The following is an 18,373-nucleotide window of genomic DNA, read 5'->3' as shown; positions in this document are numbered from 1 at the left end:
GGCGTTGCCATGGACGAATCCGCGTGGCCTGGCTCGCCAAGCAACGGGGAAACCTCTTGGATCTGAACGCGACGCGCTCATCCGGTCATCCGGCCGGCAGCGACGACCCCAACGACGAAGCGCGCGAAAATCGGATTGCGCGGCATCTCGCGCTACGCATCCTGCCGATCTTCATGTTCGCGTACGTTGCCGCATACGTCGACCGCATCAACGTCAGCTTCGCGAAACTGCAGATGGGCGTCGACCTCGGTTTCACCGATGCGGTCTTCGGATTCGGAGCCGGCACGTTCGCGCTGGGCTACGTGGTGTTCGAGGTCCCGAGCAACATGATCCTGCAGCGGGTCGGAGCGAAGCGCTGGCTCACGCGCATCATCCTGTCATGGGCGATCGTGTCGGCGCTGACCACGTTCATCGCGACACCGAAGCAGTTCTATGTGATGCGCTATCTGCTGGGCGTCGCGGAAGCCGGGCTCGTACCGGGCATCGTCTATTACATCTCGCAGTCGTTCCCGCGATACCATCGCGCGCGGGTGCTGTCCACGTTCTACGCGGCGCTTCCGCTGTCCGGGCTGATCGGCTCGCCGCTGAGCGGCTTCATCATGGAATACTTCGACGGCATCGGCGGCCTCGTCGGCTGGAAATGGATGCTGGTCGTCGAGGCGCTGCCGGCCTTCGTCGCCGCGCTGCTTTGCTGGAGATATCTCGAGGACGACGTCACCCAGAGCGTCCACGAAAGCGACGCCGATCGAGCGTATCTGAGCCGGACGCTCGCCGTAGACCGCGCGCTCGCCGCATCGGCGAACAACAACCAGATGTTCGGCAGCTGGATCTTCTGGACGTTCGGGGTGATCTACTTCCTCGACGTGTTCGGAATATACGGCTACACCCTGTGGGCGCCCACGATGATCAAATCGCTGGGCGTCGGAAGGGATCTCTTCATCGGATTGATTGCGGCCTTGCCGAATGCGGTCGCGATGATCGTGATGATCACGGTCGGCCAAAGTGCGGATCGCCGTCGCGAGCGACGCGTTCATACCGCCGTGCTGTTCCTGCTGGCAGCGACCGGACTGACGCTCGCGCTCGTCTGGCACGGCAACCTGTGGCTGACCGTGATCGCGCTGTGCATCGCCAATGCCGGGTTGCTGTCCGTGCCACCCGTGTTTTGGGGTATGCCGACGGCATTGCTCGGCCCGAGCAACGCGGCGAGCGGCATCGCATGGATCAGCGCGATCGGCAACATCGGCGGTTTTTTCGGCCCCTATGTCGTCGGCGTGCTGAAACAGTCGTCGGGCAGCTTCGTGCTTCCCGTGTCGTGCATGATCGTGTGTCTGCTGGCAGGCCTGTGTCTCACACTGACGCTGCCGAGGCACATCGTGAACCGATAGGCTGCCGGCAGCGCACGCGCCGCTGCGGCGCCGACACCGTCATTCCGATGCGGGATCCAGCCCCAGTGCTTGCGCGCCAAGCACGAATTCGGGCAGCGTTCGCGCGCCCATTTTGCGCATCGCATGGCCGCGATGGATCTTCACGGTGATTTCACTGAGCCCCATCTCCGCGGCAATCTGCTTGTTCAGCAGGCCGCTCACCACGTACTTCATCACTTCGCGCTCGCGCGGCGTCAACGTGCCGTAACGGCGGCGAACGTCGGCGAGACGACCGTCCGACTTGCGGCGCTTCTCGTCCTTCAGCAATGCATTCTGGACGACGTCCAGCATGTCCTGATCGCGGAACGGCTTGGACATGAAGTCCAATGCGCCGTTCTTCATCGCCTTCACCGACATGGCGACGTCGCCGTGCGCCGTGATGAAGATGATTGGCAACTGGAGATCGCCGGCAACGATCTGTTCCTGCAAGGCGAGGCCGCTTTGACCTTTGAGCCGGACGTCGAGAATCAGGCAGCTCGGCACATCGCGCTTGTCGAAATCGAGAAACTCCTGAGCCGAACCGAAGAGTTCCACGCCAAGACCGACAGAGCGAAACAGCCGGCCGAGCGCATTGCGCATCGAGTCGTCGTCGTCGACGACATATACGACGGAGTTCGTTGCGAGGAGATCGGAACCGTTGCTCATGGCTGCGTGATTCCTTCGACTGGTAGAACGAACTGCATCGATGTCCCCTCGTTTTCTTGTGATTCGGCCCAGATGCGGCCACCATGCCCTTCGACGATCGAACGGCAGATCGACAGGCCCATTCCCATGCCCTCCTTCTTGGTCGTGAAGAACGGCGTAAAGAGCGAATCGGCGTCTTGCCTTCTGATGCCGTGACCCGCGTCATCCACCCTCACCTGCACAGACGTGCCGTCAACGAGCCGCGTCGACACGGCCAGCGTGCGCCTGCGGTCCGTGACGCCGCTCATCGCCTGCACCGCGTTCATCAGCAGATTGATGATCACCTGCTGCAACTGAACACGATCGCCGCGCACCCACAGCGACGGCTGGCAGTTCTGCGCAACTTCGACGTCGTGGCTCTGCAGCTCGCGGCGCATCAGATCGATCGATTGCTCGACGATCGACGTCACGTCGACGCGCGCGTCGTCCCGGTCATTGCGCTTCGCCATCGCACGAATCTGCCGAATGATATCCGTCGCGCGCCGCGCGTCGTCGGTCATCTGTTCGATCGAATCCCGCACCTCGTCGAGATCCGGCACGTCGTGGTTGAGCCAACGAAGCCCGGCCTCGCCCGATGTGACGATCGCAGCCAACGGCTGCGTGACTTCGTGCGCGATCGACGCCGCCAGTTCGCCGAGCATCGTGACCCGCGTGACATGGGCCAGTTCCGCGCGCGACCGCTCGAGCGCCTGCTCGGCCTGCCGGCGCGCCTCGATGTCCGTATTGACGCCGTACCAGCGGCGAATCCGGCCGTCGCCGTCGCGCAACGGGGCGGCGCCGATGATCATGCAGCGATACTCGCCGCTGCCGAGCTGGACCCGCACCGTCACCTCGAACGGGCTGCCCGACGTAATCGCGTCGTGCCACGCCGCCTCAAGCGTTGCGATATCGTCGGGATGCACGATGTCGCGCCATACGTTCGTGCCGTCGCGCGTTCTCACGTCGTAATCGGTCCAGCGCCGATTGAGGTACAGCAGCCGGCCGTCTTCGGCGGTGCTCCATACCATTGCGGGGATCGCGTCGATCGTCGCTACCAGTTCTTCCTTCTGGCGGCGCAACTCGGCCTCAAGCGACTTCGCCTTCGTGATGTCGCTGTCGGTGGACAGAATCGCGATCGGCTGGCCCGACTTGTCGCGCGACACGATCCACCGGCTCGAAACCAGCACCGTCTCGCCGTTCTTGCGCGTGCGCGTAAGTTCGCCTTGCCAGCTACCGTCCCGGATCGTCGTGTCGATCAGTTCGGCGATCGGCGATACGGCTCCGGTGCGCGTCAGCTCGTGAAACGCCTCGCCGAACGCTTCCTGCGCGCGCCATCCGTACAGGCGCTCCGCGCCCTTGCTCCAGAAACGGACTCGCCCGTCGAGCCCGTACACCACGATTGCATCGTGCGTGAGATTCAGCAAATCGACCTGGTTTTGCAGCATTGCGCGGCTGCTCTGATTGCGCAGCGCCAATGCCGACACCGTCACGATCGCAATGACGCTAACGATACAGCGCGCGAGTGAACTCACCGCGATCTGATCGCTTTGCGCGAGCAAAAAACCGAGGAGGGTCAGCGACACGCACGCCCATGCCATGCCGACGGTGACCGTCGGGGACGCAACCGACGCGACCAGCAGCACCACGACGACATACAGCACGGCGACCGCGACGTCGACCGGTGCAAACGCATCGATGAGGAACACCGCTAAGCCCAGTGCAATCGCAACCGCATATACGACGTACGGGCTCGTGCGCAGTTGAGCGTCGATATTCGGGCCCAGCGCCGACGCGTGCACCGCCGCGAGCTCGGGCGGCGCAATGATGTGGTCCACACGTACGCCGCGACCCTCGCTCATCTGGCGATTGCTATCCATATCGTGACTCGGTAAAAACGATGTCCGGGTTACTGGGGGCCGCTGCTCGCGGCGACGTCCTCGAGGCGCTCCTGGATTCGCGCCGGATCCACCGGTTTGCTGAACACGCAGATCGCGCCAAGCTTCATCGCTCGCTCGCGCGTTGCTTCGGACGGGAAAGCCGTGATGAAGATCACAGGAGGAGCCGGCCCGCGCTCCAGCAGGGTTTCATACATCTCCAACCCCGTGATGCCCTTCATATGCACGTCCGAGATGATACACGCGACATCCAGTATCAGATCAGCGTCGAGGAACGCCTCCCCGGACTCGTAGACGCGCACGTCCCAGCCCAGCGAGCGCACGAGACTGCGCGTTGCCCGACGGATGGACCGGTCATCATCGACGATGGAAACAATACCTCGGTTCGGCATACCAGCGGGTCCTTGCCCTTCAATTCAAAAAAATGGCGAGATCGCGCCTTCGAGGTCCGCGGGCTCGACCGCATCCTATGCCGCCGGCATCGGCTCGCAAACTATACTTCGGTATAACGCCGCGCCCGATATGCATGCTGCCACCCAGTCTGTGCGTCTCACGCCGTAGCCGACAGCTGCTGGAAGCCCGTTGTAATGAACGGCCGCTCGCTGTTCGACGTCCAGTACGGTGCCGCGTCGCGCCTGCCGTTCGGCGCCGACGTGTGGTCGAAGCTGGCGATTTCCAGATCGCGAAGCTGGGTCTGCATCCAGTCGATGAACGCGCGTATCGACATCGGCACCTGACGTCGATCCGGATACAGCACCGAAATCGGCAGCGGCGGCGGGCCGTACTCGCCGAGAATGCTGACGAGCGTACCCGTCGCCAACTCTTCCGCGACCATCCGTTCGCTCACCTGCGCGATGCCGACGCCTTCGACCGCATATCGAACGGCCGAACGCACATCATTGACGGAAATCCGCTCCGCCAGCTTGAGCCGCGTCTCGGCGCCGTCCACGGTGTAACGGAACTCTCGGACCGGACCGAAGCGCCGCGGCGTGTAATGGATCACGTCGTGGCAATGGAGGCCGTCGGGGTCGACCGGCGTGCCGCGCGCTTTCAGATAGTCGGGACTCGCCACCGTCACCGCATGAAACTGCCCGACGCGCCGGCTGCGCAGCGACGAGTCCGCCAGCTGGCCGACCACGACCGCGCAGTCCACGCCGTTCGCGATCAGGCCGTCCGCGTCGCCGCCGACGTCGACCCGCAAGCCCACTTCCGGATGGTTCGCACGGAACACCGGCAGGAACGGCAACACCGAATGCGCGACTTCCTGATCGAGATCCACCGCCAACCGTCCGCGCGCGATCTTCCCGGCGCCGCTCAGTTGCTGCTGCATCAGTTCGATCTCGCCGAGAATGCGCTGGCAGTGCTCCTGATACTGCTCGCCCTCCGTCGTGAGCCTGACACAGCGGGTCGATCGCTGAAGCAACGTTACGCCGAGATATTCTTCCAGTCTGCGAACCAGCGTGCTGGCCGACGCTGCACTGATACCGAGCATATCAGCCGCTGCGGTGAAACTGCCGAGGCGGGCGACGTGACTAAACACTGACATCGCGTGCAGGGTACGGTCCATGCTGTTCTCCGGAAATCGTTGCGGTGGAAGGATTAACCGGAAGTCTAGAGAACAGTCGGTCTCCGCAATATCACCTCGTGGGAGTTCGGACCTTATACGATAGTGTTAGCCGCCACACCATCGACTCGGCGAAATCGCCCGGCGGTACGTGGAATTGAACGGGTGATCGCTGTTGGTCACGCGCAGCCCGGCGCAGGGTCGCCTGGCCGGCTACTGACACCCATGGATTTCCGATTCAGCACGTCGCCCAAGTCCGTTGGCCCGGAACGAAACTTTTGGACGTTCAGACGAGTTCGCTTCCGAGCGGGATGGTCGCCCCGATTCCATTCAACACTGATGTTGGGGTAAAGCGGTTCTTCCTTCAGGGAACGCTAATGCCGGGCGTGCGCCACAAGCGACGGCCCGGCTGTTCGAAAGAGCGCGGTTTGCGCCCCTCTCTCTTGCGACAGTTCAACGCTCCCATGTTGGTGCAGCCGGTGCCCCTCCTCTGGCGTAGCGCTCGAGCGCCGCCTTGAGCACGGTGCGCTCGATCGAACCCTCGTCCGCGAGCGCACCGAGCGCTGCAATCACGATCGAGATACGATCGACCTCGAAGAACTCGCGCAGGGCCGCGCGCGTGTCGCTACGGCCGAAGCCGTCGGTACCGAGCGTGACATAGCGCCGTGGCACGAAGGCACGAATCAGTTCGGGCACGGCGCGGACATAGTCCGTCGCCGCGACGACCGGACCACAAGTGGTGCCGAGAACCGACGTGACGTAGGCCGGCGTCGCCTCCGCCGCTGGGCTCAAGCGGCGATTCCGCTCGGCGGCAACGCCGTCTCGATGCAGTTCGGTGAAGCTCGTCACACTCCACACCGCTGCTTCGATGCCCCAGTCCTGCCTGAGCAGTCGGGCCGCCGCGAGCACTTCGCCGAGGATCGCGCCGGAGCCCAGTAACTGAATACTCGCCTCGCCGCTTTGTGCATCCGGAACCGGATGGATTCCTTTGAGCACCCCAACTCGCAGCGATTCGTAATCGCCGGTCGGTGCGGACGGTTGAGGATAATTCTCGTTGGTGACGGTCAGGTAGTAGAACACGTCCCGCTGACGCTCGACCATTTCGCGCATGCCTTCCTCCATGATCAGCGCGACCTCGTACGCGAACGCCGGATCATAGGCTCGGCAATTGGGCACCGTCGAGGCGGCGAGATGGCTTGTGCCGTCCTGATGCTGGAGTCCTTCTCCGCCAAGCGTTGTCTTGCCCGCCGTGGCGCCGATCAGAAAACCCCGCGCGCGCTGGTCTGCCGCCGCCCAGATCAGATCACCGATGCGCTGAAAACCGAACATCGAGTAGTAGATGTAGCAAGGCAGCATCGCCAGATCGTGAACGCTGTACGACGTCGCGGCCGCGATCCACGACGAGATGGCGCCGGCTTCCGAAATACCCTCTTCAAGGATTTGGCCACCTTTGTCCTCGCGGTAGTAAAGCATCGTGCCAAGGTCTTCGGGTTCGTACAACTGACCAAGCGGCGAATAGATTCCGACCTGGCGGAACAGATTGGCCATGCCGAAGGTACGAGCCTCGTCTGCGACGATAGGGACGACGCGTGGGCCGAGCGTTGGATCCTTCAGGAGACTGCCGAGCATGCGCACGACAGCCATTGTCGTGGACATTTCGCGGCAACTGGCATCAACGGAAAATTGCGCCCAGGAAGCGAAGTCAGGCAAGGCCGGTACCGAGGACGCCGCGCGGCGCCGCCGGGGCAGGTAGCCGCCGAGGGCCGTGCGCCGGTCGTGGAGATACTTCATCTCCGCACTCGTGGCGGCGGGCTTGTAGAAGCGCAATTGCTCGACGTCCTCATCGGACAACGGCAATCGAAACTTGTCGCGGAATATCTTGAGCTGTTCGACGTCGAGCTTTTTTTGCTGGTGCGTCGTCATCCGCCCCTGGCCGATCGGGCCCATGCCGAAGCCCTTCATGGTCTTTGCGAGGATGACGGTCGGCTGGCCGCGGTGCCGAACAGCTCGGAGATACGCGGCGTAGAGCTTGCGAACGTCGTGGCCGCCACGGCGCAGGCGGTCGATGTCGTCGTTGCTCAAATGAGCCGCCAAGGCAGCAAGTTCTGGACTCTGGTTGAAGAATCGTTCGCGATTGTACTGACCGTCGTTCGCGGAAAATGTCTGGAACTGGCCGTCCACCGTGTTGGAAAAGGCGCGCGGCAACGCGCCGGTACGATCGCGCTCGAGGAGATCATCCCAGTCCGAACCCCAGAGCACCTTTATGACGTTCCACCCGGCCCCCACAAATTGGGCTTCGAGTTCGTCGATGATACGGCTGTTGCTGCGCACCGGGCCGTCGAGCCGCTGAAGATTGCAGTTGATCACGAAGACCAGGTTATCGAGGCTCTCGCGGGCGGCAAGTGACAACGCGCCGATCGATTCTGGTTCGTCCATTTCGCCGTCGCCAAAGAATCCCCAGACCCTGCGTTCCTCGGTAGCCGACAGGCCGCGGTTTTGAAGATAGCGCATGAAACGCGCCTGATAGATGGCATTGATCGGACCGATGCCCATTGAGCCTGTAGGGAACTGCCAGAAGTCGGGCATCAGCCATGGGTGAGGGTACGAACACAAGCCCTGCCCCGCGATCTCGCGACGGTAGTGTTCAAGATGAGTGTCGTCGAGAAATCCTTCGAGATACGCCCGCGCATAAATGCCCGGCGACGAATGCGGCTGGAAGAACACCAGGTCGCCTCCGCCTGCGGCGTGCGCACCGCGAAAGAAATGGTTGAAGCCGACTTCGAACAGGTCGGCCGCGGACGCGTAGCTGGCGACGTGTCCTCCGAGTTCGCCATAGGCGCGGTTCGCGCGGACGACCATGGCGAGGGCGTTCCAGCGCAAAGCCGCCGAAAGACGTTCTTCAATTTCCAAGTCGCCCGGGTACGGGCCCTGTTCCTCGACTGGGATCGTGTTGACGTACGGCGTCTTGCTCGCGCGGGCCGATGCGATGCCGCGTGTCAGTGCATGGGCGGCGAGCCGGTCGAACAGATATTGTGCGCGATCGAGGCCCACGTGCTGAATGACGCCGTCCAGCGCGTCAAGCCACTCCGCAGTCTCGTGAGGATCATTATCTTCGTCGCTTCGGGCAAGGGCCTGCAGCGAGGCGTGGCCGCTCGATAAATCGGTCATGACGCAACTCCGGATAGGAAAACAGGGGTTTGATCTTGCTTGGGATCGCCGTATCAGCTTACGCGCCGAGTCGCAGAAAGTGCGTCTGTTTCCACTATCAAATCGCAATCAAGTAGTGTATAAATTCCCCAAACCCGCCACTAATCGGAATATGTGAACTATGGCTGCAGAGCAGAAATCCGGCGCCCGCCGGCTCGATCGCATCGACATCGCGATCTTGCAGCAATTGCAGAACGACGCCCGCATCACTAACGCCGAACTGGCGCGCGCCGTCAATCTGTCATCGACACCATGTTTCAACCGCGTACGAACGCTGGAGCGACTTGGGTTGTTTCGTCAGCAGGTCACGCTTCTGGACGCCGAAGCCCTGGGTCTGCATCTGAACGTATTCATCCAGGTAAGCCTGGAAAAGCAGGTAGAAGACGCGCTGAACCGCTTCGAAGATGCGATCGCGCAAAGACCCGAAGTCATGGAGTGCTATTTGATGACGGGCGATGCCGATTATCTGTTGCGCGTCGTGATGCCCGACATGCAGAGCCTCGAGCACTTCATTGTGCACTGGCTCACGAAAATTCCCGGCGTTTCGAATATCCGGTCGAGCTTTGCACTGAAGCAGGTTCGCTACAAGACTGCGCTGCCGTTGCCGGCAAGCGGAATGGAACTCCTGGCACGGCCACAGGCGCCGATCGAATGGACGTGAGCACGGAGGCGCGCGTGAGCAGTCTTGGCGTCTTTGCGCGCGATCACTCTAAAGCACGAGTGCCGGGCGGGTAAGAGTGCGCCCCGCGGCACGGTCACTCGTATCGCATTCCCCAAATGCCCACAGCGGTGACCGCATCGTCCCCGCCTGGCGCATGACGCACGTACAAGCGTTCCGCCATCGCAACGACGGCGGCGGCAGACTTACCCGAGGAGTTCCATGCGACGCTCCGGATCAAGCTGATGGGCACGATCATGTGTTCGCGCCATCCAGCGATTTCGGCGTTACGCACTGTCCGTCGACTGTGCCTGATCCTTTTGGGCCTCAAGGCTGGCGAGGCGTTCGCTGAGGGCCTTATGGATCATGTTGTATGAATCAGTGCCCAGCACGATCCGTCTTGGCGCTGGAGTTTCGTGCGCGCTGGCGATAATCAAGCGCACCATCTTCTCAAGATCGCCATTCGGCGCGAAAGCAGGATCGGCCAGCCGCGCGCGCAGTGCGCCGATTGGCGTGTCCTTGTAGGCCGGCAGGTCCGCACCCATCCGGGTGCCGGCCGTGCGTCGGAATGCCGTACGTACACTGCCGGGCTCGACGATCGTCACGCCGATATCGAAAAATGCGACCTCGGAGGCAAGCGATTCAAAAAAACCCTCTAGCCCCCACTTGCTCGCATGGTAGAGCGACGCGCCAGGATGTGCGGCCTGGCCACCGTACGTAGACATCGCGACGATTCGCCCGCCACCCTGCGCACGCAGGTGAGGAAGTACCGCACGTGTCACATGTATCGGACCAACCAGGTTGGTATCAATCTGGTCTCGGATTTGCTCATTCGTCAAACCTTCGGCCGGCCCGAACAGCCCATAGCCTGCATTATTCACCACGACATCGACCCTGCCGTATTCTGCAAACGCTCGCTGCACCACCTTGGGGATGGCTGCGACGTCGGTGACATCCAATGGGAGTCGCCGAAACGATTCCGGGTACCTCTCGTGCAGGTCTTCGACGGATTGCAGTTCACGTACCGTGCCAACGACACGGTCACCACGCGCGAGCAGTTGTTCGCTCATTTCGCGGCCAAAGCCGCTGTTCACAGCCGTAATGAACCAGGTATGGGTCATAACACGCTCCTTCGGTCGAATGGGAATTGGGCCATCACTGTATCCGCCGCTAAAGCAGGCGATAAGTGGTCTAATGCGGCATGTCTTGATGGCAAAAAACCATGAATAGCCGCCCCACATTGAATGAACTGAGAGCGCTCAGCGCGGTTGTCAGTCACCGCAGTTTTCGAAAGGCCGCCGAAGAACTCGAGCTGGCTGCCTCCACGCTTAGTCACATGATGCGCGACCTGGAAGAGCGAGTAGGCGTGCGCCTGCTTAACCGGACGACGCGCAGTGTCTCCCCCACACCAGCCGGGGAGCGCCTCGTCACGAAGCTTCATCCGATTTTGCAGGATCTCGATAGTGCGCTAGCCGAGATGGATGCGAACCGCGATCACCCTTCTGGCACATTGCGTCTCACTGCATCCGAGACGGTATCGATGTTGCTTGTTCAGAAGATCATCCCCGAATTCCTGAACCGCTACCCCGAAATGCGCGTGGACCTCGTCGCCGAACCGGCCTTTGTGGATATCGTTGCCGAAGGCTTCGATGCAGGCTTTCGGCTCGGGGAGGCAGTGCCTCAGGATATGGTCGCGGTCCATTTCGGCGGTCCGTCTCGAATGATTCCCGTCGCATCGAAAACATATCTCGCTGCCCGCAAACCGCCGCGCACGCCCGTTGACCTTGCCGAACACCAGTGCATTTGTTCTCGTACGCCGAACGGGCGACCGTACAAGTGGGAGTTCAAGCGCCGCGGTCACGCAGTTTCGATTGATGTTCCGGGCTCGCTGGTCTTGAACCGGACCGAATTGATGCTTGAGGCCGCACTACAAGGGCTCGGGGTAGCTTTCGTTCCCGAGCAGATGGCCAGGCCGTACCTCGATAATGGCTCACTGAGCGCGTTGCTGAGCGAGTGGTGCCCGACCTACCCCGGCTTGTATTTGTACTACCCCGGACACCGACAAGTTCCTGTTGGTTTGCGCGCTTTTGTCGGCGTTCTTAAGGAGCTCGACGCTACGCGGTCGCATCGCTGCAGTCCAAAGGCGCCCACCGAAACTCTGGCGAGGTAGCCGGCCTCAGCGCATTTGCGCCCGCGACAAGCGCACGGCCGGGCCCGCCTATGTTTAGCCATAGGTTACCGAGCTTTGCGCCGCAAAGACGGGGTTAGCTCGCCGTTACGCTGTTGTACCACCTGGCAGCTCCTGTCACTAGTTGAGCGAGTTGCGTGTTCGAGCGGACTAATAGTGCTGGCGTGATAAGGTTCCCTATCTTGCGGGCACGTTCTTCCCGGCGTCAGCGGTGGCACGCAACCGCGAATGGCGGTTCTGGCACGACGCGAACGACTCTGCACGTCCCGCTGCCGCCGGTCACCGTAGGGTGCACCCTACGGCTGCTTTTGAGCCAAAGCGATCGCAAGGTGCTCAAGCCGGTCGGCCGACCCAAGGCTTTTGCTCGTACGGTGAGACCGACGGCGGTGAGACTGCTGCAAAATGCTCCCCAATCATTTACTCCTGATTGGTGTCCAATGTGAACAGCCCTCAATTGTCCCGTTGAGCGGACCAACTTCAATACAGACCAATTTGTCGTTGCCGATCCGTCGACCATTGATTGGTAAGATAGGCGATGGGGTTGCGGCAACGTACGCCCATCTGCGGGCATCATATGACTACCTCATCCTAAATCGGCTTCGAAATCGAACATGGACGACGACAAAAACGATGCAGCAGAAATCGCCCCATCCGGAGAGACACGCCGCACTCAAACAGCTGATATGCCATTCGCTCGTGCAAAGGCGACACACTCTTTGCCGATTACCGCCGACGGGTTGAGAGAGCTTGTGGCGAAATTCTGCGGTACGACGGTCGGGCAGCGTTTCTTTGGGCCTGCGTGGGTGGGCGATGATGGCGTACCCTGCATAATCTTTATCGCGTACGATCCCGACGCTGTTAAACGCGTTCGTCGTGCAGGGGCATGTGCGGCAGTCGGGTGGAGATGGAATACCTCGCCATCGACGCTTTTTTCCTTGACGGTCATGACGCGCGCACAAAATCCGCGTCCACATGTGCGCTGGATGCGATCCGGCACGGACGCCGTCGTGGTGGCTCTTCGCCAGAAAGGCCGTTTCCTCATGACTGTCGCCACGCCAGACGGGCAGCATTCAGGCTGGATGGAAGCCGATCTGTACGCGGGCATGAGTAGTACCACGCCCTCAGTCCGCGCTATGGACGCTCAGTGGAAATTCCCAACGCCCGGAATTCCACGTTCCAACGTTCAGGAACGGTTCGATCCGTTTTGTCTCGATAGCGTCGCGAGCAGAGACGAGAGGGTCGAAATACCACTATGGCCGGATGCATCGTCAGACGTGTGGGCCGAACTCTCGTACCAGGGACCATGGGCAGACGATCTTCATGCAAAAGATCGGGCACGCGCCGCATGGGGTCGTCAGGCTCTCCGTAACCGCGGGCGGGCCGCCGGTTTCGTCCAAGCGATTCTTGATCGCCAAGCGCTCGACGGTGTCCGGCCTGTGGTCGATGCCGACGGCATGTGGCTAGAGCCCGGGCCATTGCAACAGCGCGCGATTACGCTGGTGAAGCGCGCTCCGCTTATTGGTCGCTGGCTTGCCGAAATGGCTGGACCGGAACCGAGTGCGCAAGCTGCGTACGAGGCCTGTTTCGCGGTTCTTAACGACCCATACTCGCTCTTCTGCTTGCTAGACAAACTGATGCCGATCTTGCTCGATGCGGCAGATGACGTACTGGCTGAGGCGGCAAAAGGCACGTTCGAAGCCGCGTTGCTCGACACCAGAATCACCAAATCAGGTTCTCATCGGCCTTGGATGGCCAACACGTCGGACTATGGTCTCGAGATGAAGGCCGCAGCCATCGACATGGAAGCGCCGCTCGGCGACATCGAGGAACTCTGGCGTAGCGGCCTGGAAATCATTGATCTATTGGATGCCGGTTTGCGACTGACCCCGCACGATTTCCCAGTGCCGTTGGCGGATATCTGCGAGTCATTGCGGAATGTGGCGCTCGAAGGCTCTTATGACGAGGCAGAGGCTGCTATCGAGAGGATGCTGCGTGAAGCCCAGGAAGCCAGGCAGTGGTCGATCCCTTGGGGTGCGCGCGTCGAGGTGGCTTTCGGCCCCTTCGTTGCAGCAAGAATATTCGAGACCAATGGGGAATTTTCCTGCCATTTTCTAGACTCATCCGAACGATATCACCACGTCGCCATAGGCATCACAGGCGATCCGCCAAGAGCGGTATCGGCACACCTAATTCGTCCACGCAACGACGACGGCGAGGCCGTCTGGAACTCTGACGCGGAGCTTAGCCTAAAGCTAATCGCCGCGGCGATCGTTCGCGACTTTCTAGTCGTCGAGGAGCGGGAACGCCTTTTCAACGTGCGCCCGATGCGTCGTCGGATTCGAGGGAGAGACGTGCGAACCGTTATCTATCTTCCGCGGGTGCGTTATTCGGCCCCCCACTCCGACCGCTTGGCCGTCGGCGAACTGAGCGCAGGCCGCCCAAAGCATTCAGTGGCACCGCATCTTAGACGAGCAGGCACTGCGTCCGCCGCGCAGCGGTTCCTGGCCCAAAGATATGGTATGCATATTCCGGAAGGATTCACTTTCGTTCGTCCGCACGAGAGGGGGCACGCTGGCGACGAGGAGCGGATAAGGATCTATCGGAGTAGGTCGGCGTCACGGATGATCTTCGACGAGGTATCGACTGCCCCGGCCGGATCTCGACCAGCGTGGTTCGACTTCGAAAAGGACTGTCTTCGTCTGTTGACGCGCCGAGGGCTGCGAGTCGTCCATCAGTCGGCAAACAGGGACGGCGATGGCGGTGTCGATCTCTATGCTGTGGGCGAGGACAATCAATCGTGGATCGCTCAGTGCAAATGTTGGGCACAGCATCGCACCGTGGGGCCAGAGGTCGTGCGCGAACTTTACGGCGCCATCGCCCTTGCGGATAAAGGGGCGTCGTCAAAAAGTCGCGGCATCCTGATCACCACAAGTAGGTTCTCGGCGGACGCTATAGCGACTGCGGCAGAGTTCGGCTTCGAGCTTATCGACGGTGAGCTGTTTCCAAGTCTGCTGAGCGATGGCGACTAGGCTCGTCTGTCCAGCGCTATGTGCCAGTGACGTCAATAGTCCTATGACGACCTCAGGTTCCGATGACTGCTGGCGTCAAGTTGCGCATACGCTCGCCGGTGAACGCCGCGTAAAGGTCCGTTGTCTATGCGTAGCTGACGCAAGAGCGTCCACTTCAGCTCCCCCAACGAACGGCCCAAGATGGCCGAACGCGCGCGGATGCCACTCTGCACCGTGCAACCGTCTCGGATCGACCCTGTTCCGCCATTCGTTTCTGGTAATGCGCTATGTTCCTTCGAAGACTCAGCGGTCAATCACCCGTGTTTCCATCGTGGGCAGATCGCCGGCCTTCTGCCACTCCTGCGGATCCGATGGAACTCCGACCAAGGATACTTGCAACCGTTCGGAAAGGCCGGAAAATCTTATCGCTCACATAGGCGGCGCAGCCTACATGCGGATGCGAATGGGCTGGTTGTCTCTCAGGACTATGCCCGATGGACTGACCTTTATAATAATATTCTGAATGGTATGTCAGTCACGTCCGGGCGGGCGGATTAGAACCGGGAATACGGGGGAATCAAATTGAACGGTGACGGTCAATTGCGCATTCAATGCGCGATGGTGATATATGAATTCGAACGTAGTCTGGGACGCTATATTCTCGAATCAAACACGAACATCGCCTCCGTCCCTGTGGGGAGGGAAATACTGAACCGAATAGGTCGCTCCATCGTCGGGGATCTGCAAGAGACTTGTTCGATCATTATCGAAAACAGTTACTTCGCAGAAGTCCTGCAGCTTGCCGTCGAAGTAGCAGAGGGCTCGTCAGAGTCCGCACACGCTAAGCGACTGATGGCGCTTTGCAATGCTCTTGAGGTGTTCGACATCCGCAATGCGGTCAGCCATCCCAACAGGCCGTTCCCGCACTGCTACTGGTACCGGTGCTGCGCTCTAGCCAGTGACCCCGCGATTGACTCGCTGCACCTATATGATGTCTCTGCGGCGCTGGCAAGCGCAATTGCCGGCGACCTCAAGGAACCGCCAGAAGAATGGTTGAACCAGCCGCGATGGTGTGTCCCCACGAATTTGCCCACAGAGTTCGAACACTCGTCCACGGGCTTGATCGGGCGAAATCGGGATGTCGCAAGATTTCAGAAGGAACTGAGGAATGCTCGGTCGCCTCTTGTCTCGATTGTAGCTAGAGGTGGCATCGGCAAAACGAGTTTAGTACTGCAGGTGCTAGCCGATTTTTGCGTTTCGCCGGAGGCACCGCAGCTAACCGATGGCGTACTCTTTATCTCGCTCAAACAGGAAAAGTTGACCGAGCGTGGCATCGAGACGCTCAACGCCCCGCAGACCATTGCCGGCGTTCGTGACCATCTCACCGCCTCATTGAACGCTATGTTCGGCTGGGACTGGCCCGACTTTTCTGCCGCGCTGAGGGCTTGTGACGACAGACGGATATGGCTATTTGTTGACAACTTAGAAACTCTGCTGCGCGATGAGCCGCTCGTCTTTGATGGCCTCATGGATGAGTTGCCGCAAAACTGGAAGGTGATTGTCACAAGTCGGGTACCGCTCGACGGGGCGAAAAACATCCCGTTGCCATCTCTCGATGATGGCGGAGCAATGGCGCTCGCGCGTGCCTACCTAGCTGCGAAAGGCGCGGCGGCCCTCGACGCCGTTACACTCCAGCGCATCATTGATACTTGCCACAGCAACCCACTCGCAATACGTCTAACGGTAGACTACTACGTCGCAGGCCGAGACATCAACGAGAGCCTAGAATCGTCGCAAGTCGATGTTACCGAGTTTTCCTTTTCGAATTTGCTCGAAACATTGTCCCCGGCAGCAAACGAAGTACTTGAAGCGCTATTCGTGTTGGAACAGCCATCTCGAGGTCGCCTCTGCGAAGCGTTGAACTTGGACGTCGACACGATTTCGGCGGCAATTGCCAGCCTTGGTAAGACTTCCCTTATTACACGGGAAACCACAGATGCGGGCGAGGTTTACGCGTTGGGCACATCAATCCGGGAACTGTTGCGTGTACAGCCCAGAAATCTGAAAGTGCGGGCCTCGCTGCTTGATTGGCAGCGAAAGAGCGAGGCCGCCGTCGCTTCCGCGCTCAAACTGCAGGCCGAGCGCGGGCTTTCCCCGCTCGATCCATTTTTCATCCCTGAAGGTACACCGGCTTCGACGATTGCGCTCTCAAGACAGGTTGCAGGCGCATGCGCTGCCGAGAGTCCTTTGGCATGTGCACCACTTCTGACGCGCGTACGGCAGCAAATCGATAACCAAGGAGGTTCGGCATTTCTATATCGCCTGCAAGCCAAGTTGCTCCTGAGATTGAATGATCCGAGGGACGCAGAGTCTGCACTGAGGTTTGCAATCCAGCAGGATAGTGCCGATCCTGCTGCCAAGCTCATGCTTGCAGCGCTGGCAATGCGTGCAAACAACCACGAAGAGGCGGAGACCCTATGTCAGGTTCTTATCGACGCAGGATGGGGTAATGCGTCAGAAGATGTAGAGCATGCCGTCCTGCGGCTGTGGAGCATCTATCTGTCCGCACTAAATTTCCAGGAGAAGCTGGGAACCGTTTATTCGCTGACGCAGGATTGGAAGGTGTCTGGACCGTTAATGGCGACACACGGTGCAGCACGTGTGTCAGCATATCGCCGACAGGCTGATCTTGAGTTCCGGCGAGGTGTCGCTGGGCACGGGCGTGTATGGAAGCTAATTGGCCATGGCATTGACGCCGCAGCTTTCTTGCTAAAGCGATACGGTATGTCTCGCACACTTGCGCACGAGCTACGAAAACTGTGCGGCGATATCGCGTTCTATCTGCGCAAGCCCGACCTCGGAAAGCCCTCCGACCCACAGGCCGACTCAATCCGCCGCCTTATTGATGACTATTTGCCCGAACTGCAACGCGCCGGCGCTGACGAATCGGACCTGCGGCTGGTCGCGGCAACGTTGGGTATCGCGCTGCCGCCGAAAATCGGCATCGCCGAGATCGCGCCAGCGGTCGGAGAATCGCTCCAAGGGGCGACCGAAACGCTCGGGGCTGAGGGCTATACCCTTGTTTGCGTCAGCAACGTGCCCGCTGCCGATGGGTTTCCAAGTTATGTGTTCGCAAAGGACGACGATGGCCAATCGTATTTCCTGCATTCATCTGCGTTCGAGAACCGGAATACGCACCGATGGACACATATTGGAGCCGGTACGCGACTGGCGATCAAGCATGAGGCCGACACAAATGGCCGGCGCTCGCGACGCGCGACGGCAATTATGTATCTCGGTTAAGTGTCTCTGCCGCCTCGCCCTTGAATCCAAGCGGCGAGGCGGCTGACGCGATACGCCCGCCGCGATTTTACTTGCGTCCGCATTGGACATAGCGACCGGTTTCAAGCGGCAGCACGAGGCAAACATTTGGATGCGCACCGTCCAGGCCCTGAGCAAGGGGCCGGTAGTGAGTGCAGAGCAGACGCTTGAAGGTTCGTGCGATAACGCCTACGAACGATGCTTCCTGGTCGAGAGCCGACGGATTCAGTCGGCCTCGGATGCCTCACAATACAGCCCTTGACCCGGCCACCATCGGCGGGCTTAGCTAAAACAAAGAGCGTCCAGCCTGAACACCGTGTCGTGATGGACTGCATCGTGCGTCAAGAATCGATCAAGAAATCAGGGGATTACCGCGGGAAGTCGAGGTCTGCTACGAGAGTAGACGACATTATTTTGGTGAGATTTTCAATAAAGCCGTCAACTC

The 18,373-nt window shown here is 60.3% G+C and carries 11 protein-coding genes; 5 read left to right on the top strand and 6 right to left on the bottom strand.

The genetic code is table 11. The annotated features are described in order from the left end of the window. Positions 1–56: 56 nt before the first annotated feature. Entirely contained in the window at positions 57–1,385 is a 1,329-nt protein-coding gene (locus DTA15_RS32535) for an MFS transporter (protein WP_006482446.1), read from the top strand. 39 nt (positions 1,386–1,424) lie between these two features. On the opposite strand, the gene DTA15_RS32530 is transcribed toward DTA15_RS32535, so the two are convergent. The 5 genes from DTA15_RS32530 to mdeB form a co-directional block, all read right to left on the bottom strand. After that, on the bottom strand, positions 1,425–2,069 hold the full coding sequence (locus tag DTA15_RS32530; protein WP_006482375.1) for a response regulator transcription factor: 645 nt from the start codon (positions 2,067–2,069) through the stop codon (positions 1,425–1,427). Beyond that, complete coding sequence (locus tag DTA15_RS32525; RefSeq protein ID WP_006482381.1) at positions 2,066–3,964, bottom strand: PAS domain-containing sensor histidine kinase; 1,899 nt, start codon at positions 3,962–3,964, stop codon at positions 2,066–2,068. The genes DTA15_RS32530 and DTA15_RS32525 overlap by 4 nt, the downstream gene beginning before the upstream one ends. Positions 3,965–3,993: 29 nt before the next feature. Continuing rightward, positions 3,994–4,374 carry a response regulator transcription factor gene (locus DTA15_RS32520; protein ID WP_006482387.1) on the bottom strand — a complete coding sequence of 127 codons (381 nt, stop codon included), beginning with the start codon at positions 4,372–4,374 and terminating at the stop codon, positions 3,994–3,996. A 158-nt stretch (positions 4,375–4,532) separates the two neighbouring features. Next, positions 4,533–5,549 carry a LysR family transcriptional regulator gene (locus DTA15_RS32515; protein ID WP_006482426.1) on the bottom strand — a complete coding sequence of 339 codons (1,017 nt, stop codon included), beginning with the start codon at positions 5,547–5,549 and terminating at the stop codon, positions 4,533–4,535. Positions 5,550–5,999: 450 nt separating this feature from the next. Beyond that, positions 6,000–8,714, bottom strand: coding sequence for an alpha-ketoglutarate dehydrogenase (gene mdeB, locus DTA15_RS32510; protein WP_006482385.1), 2,715 nt, complete (start codon positions 8,712–8,714; stop codon positions 6,000–6,002). A 160-nt stretch (positions 8,715–8,874) separates the two neighbouring features. On the opposite strand from mdeB, the gene DTA15_RS32505 reads away from it, so the two are divergent. Next, a complete protein-coding gene (locus DTA15_RS32505; protein ID WP_006482427.1) occupies positions 8,875–9,414 on the top strand; it encodes an Lrp/AsnC family transcriptional regulator in 540 nt (179 codons plus the stop codon). A gap of 284 nt (positions 9,415–9,698) precedes the next feature. Here the strand turns inward: DTA15_RS32505 and DTA15_RS32500 are convergent, their stop codons facing one another. Beyond that, positions 9,699–10,532 carry an SDR family oxidoreductase gene (locus tag DTA15_RS32500; protein WP_006482392.1) on the bottom strand — a complete coding sequence of 278 codons (834 nt, stop codon included), beginning with the start codon at positions 10,530–10,532 and terminating at the stop codon, positions 9,699–9,701. 101 nt (positions 10,533–10,633) lie between these two features. On the opposite strand from DTA15_RS32500, the gene DTA15_RS32495 reads away from it, so the two are divergent. The 3 genes from DTA15_RS32495 (at position 10,634) to DTA15_RS38390 (ending at position 17,910) form a co-directional block, all read left to right on the top strand. Beyond that, the gene (locus DTA15_RS32495) at positions 10,634–11,581 is read left to right on the top strand and encodes a LysR family transcriptional regulator (RefSeq protein ID WP_006482414.1); all 948 of its coding nucleotides are present in this window, start codon (positions 10,634–10,636) and stop codon (positions 11,579–11,581) included. Between the two features lie 629 nt (positions 11,582–12,210). After that, positions 12,211–14,628, top strand: a complete 2,418-nt coding sequence (locus DTA15_RS32490) for a restriction endonuclease (RefSeq protein ID WP_006482398.1) — start codon at positions 12,211–12,213, stop codon at positions 14,626–14,628. A gap of 561 nt (positions 14,629–15,189) precedes the next feature. Next, entirely contained in the window at positions 15,190–17,910 is a 2,721-nt protein-coding gene (locus DTA15_RS38390) for a tetratricopeptide repeat protein (protein WP_012493815.1), read from the top strand. Positions 17,911–18,373: the final 463 nt, after the last annotated feature.

The organism is Burkholderia cenocepacia (assembly GCF_900446215.1).
Lineage (GTDB): Bacteria > Pseudomonadota > Gammaproteobacteria > Burkholderiales > Burkholderiaceae > Burkholderia > Burkholderia cenocepacia.
This window is presented reverse-complemented; position numbering and strand designations above follow the sequence as displayed.

What these genes read in the sequence shown, in the direction of transcription:
- DTA15_RS32505 (WP_006482427.1), top strand. Translation starts at nt 8,875, where the DNA reads ATGGCTGCAGAGCAGAAATCCGGCGCCCGCCGGCTCGATCGCATCGAC.
- mdeB (WP_006482385.1), bottom strand. Translation starts at nt 8,714, where the DNA reads ATGACCGATTTATCGAGCGGCCACGCCTCGCTGCAGGCCCTTGCCCGA.
- DTA15_RS32530 (WP_006482375.1), bottom strand. Translation starts at nt 2,069, where the DNA reads ATGAGCAACGGTTCCGATCTCCTCGCAACGAACTCCGTCGTATATGTC.
- DTA15_RS32490 (WP_006482398.1), top strand. Translation starts at nt 12,211, where the DNA reads ATGGACGACGACAAAAACGATGCAGCAGAAATCGCCCCATCCGGAGAG.
- DTA15_RS32525 (WP_006482381.1), bottom strand. Translation starts at nt 3,964, where the DNA reads ATGGATAGCAATCGCCAGATGAGCGAGGGTCGCGGCGTACGTGTGGAC.
- DTA15_RS32520 (WP_006482387.1), bottom strand. Translation starts at nt 4,374, where the DNA reads ATGCCGAACCGAGGTATTGTTTCCATCGTCGATGATGACCGGTCCATC.
- DTA15_RS32495 (WP_006482414.1), top strand. Translation starts at nt 10,634, where the DNA reads ATGAATAGCCGCCCCACATTGAATGAACTGAGAGCGCTCAGCGCGGTT.
- DTA15_RS32515 (WP_006482426.1), bottom strand. Translation starts at nt 5,549, where the DNA reads ATGGACCGTACCCTGCACGCGATGTCAGTGTTTAGTCACGTCGCCCGC.
- DTA15_RS32500 (WP_006482392.1), bottom strand. Translation starts at nt 10,532, where the DNA reads ATGACCCATACCTGGTTCATTACGGCTGTGAACAGCGGCTTTGGCCGC.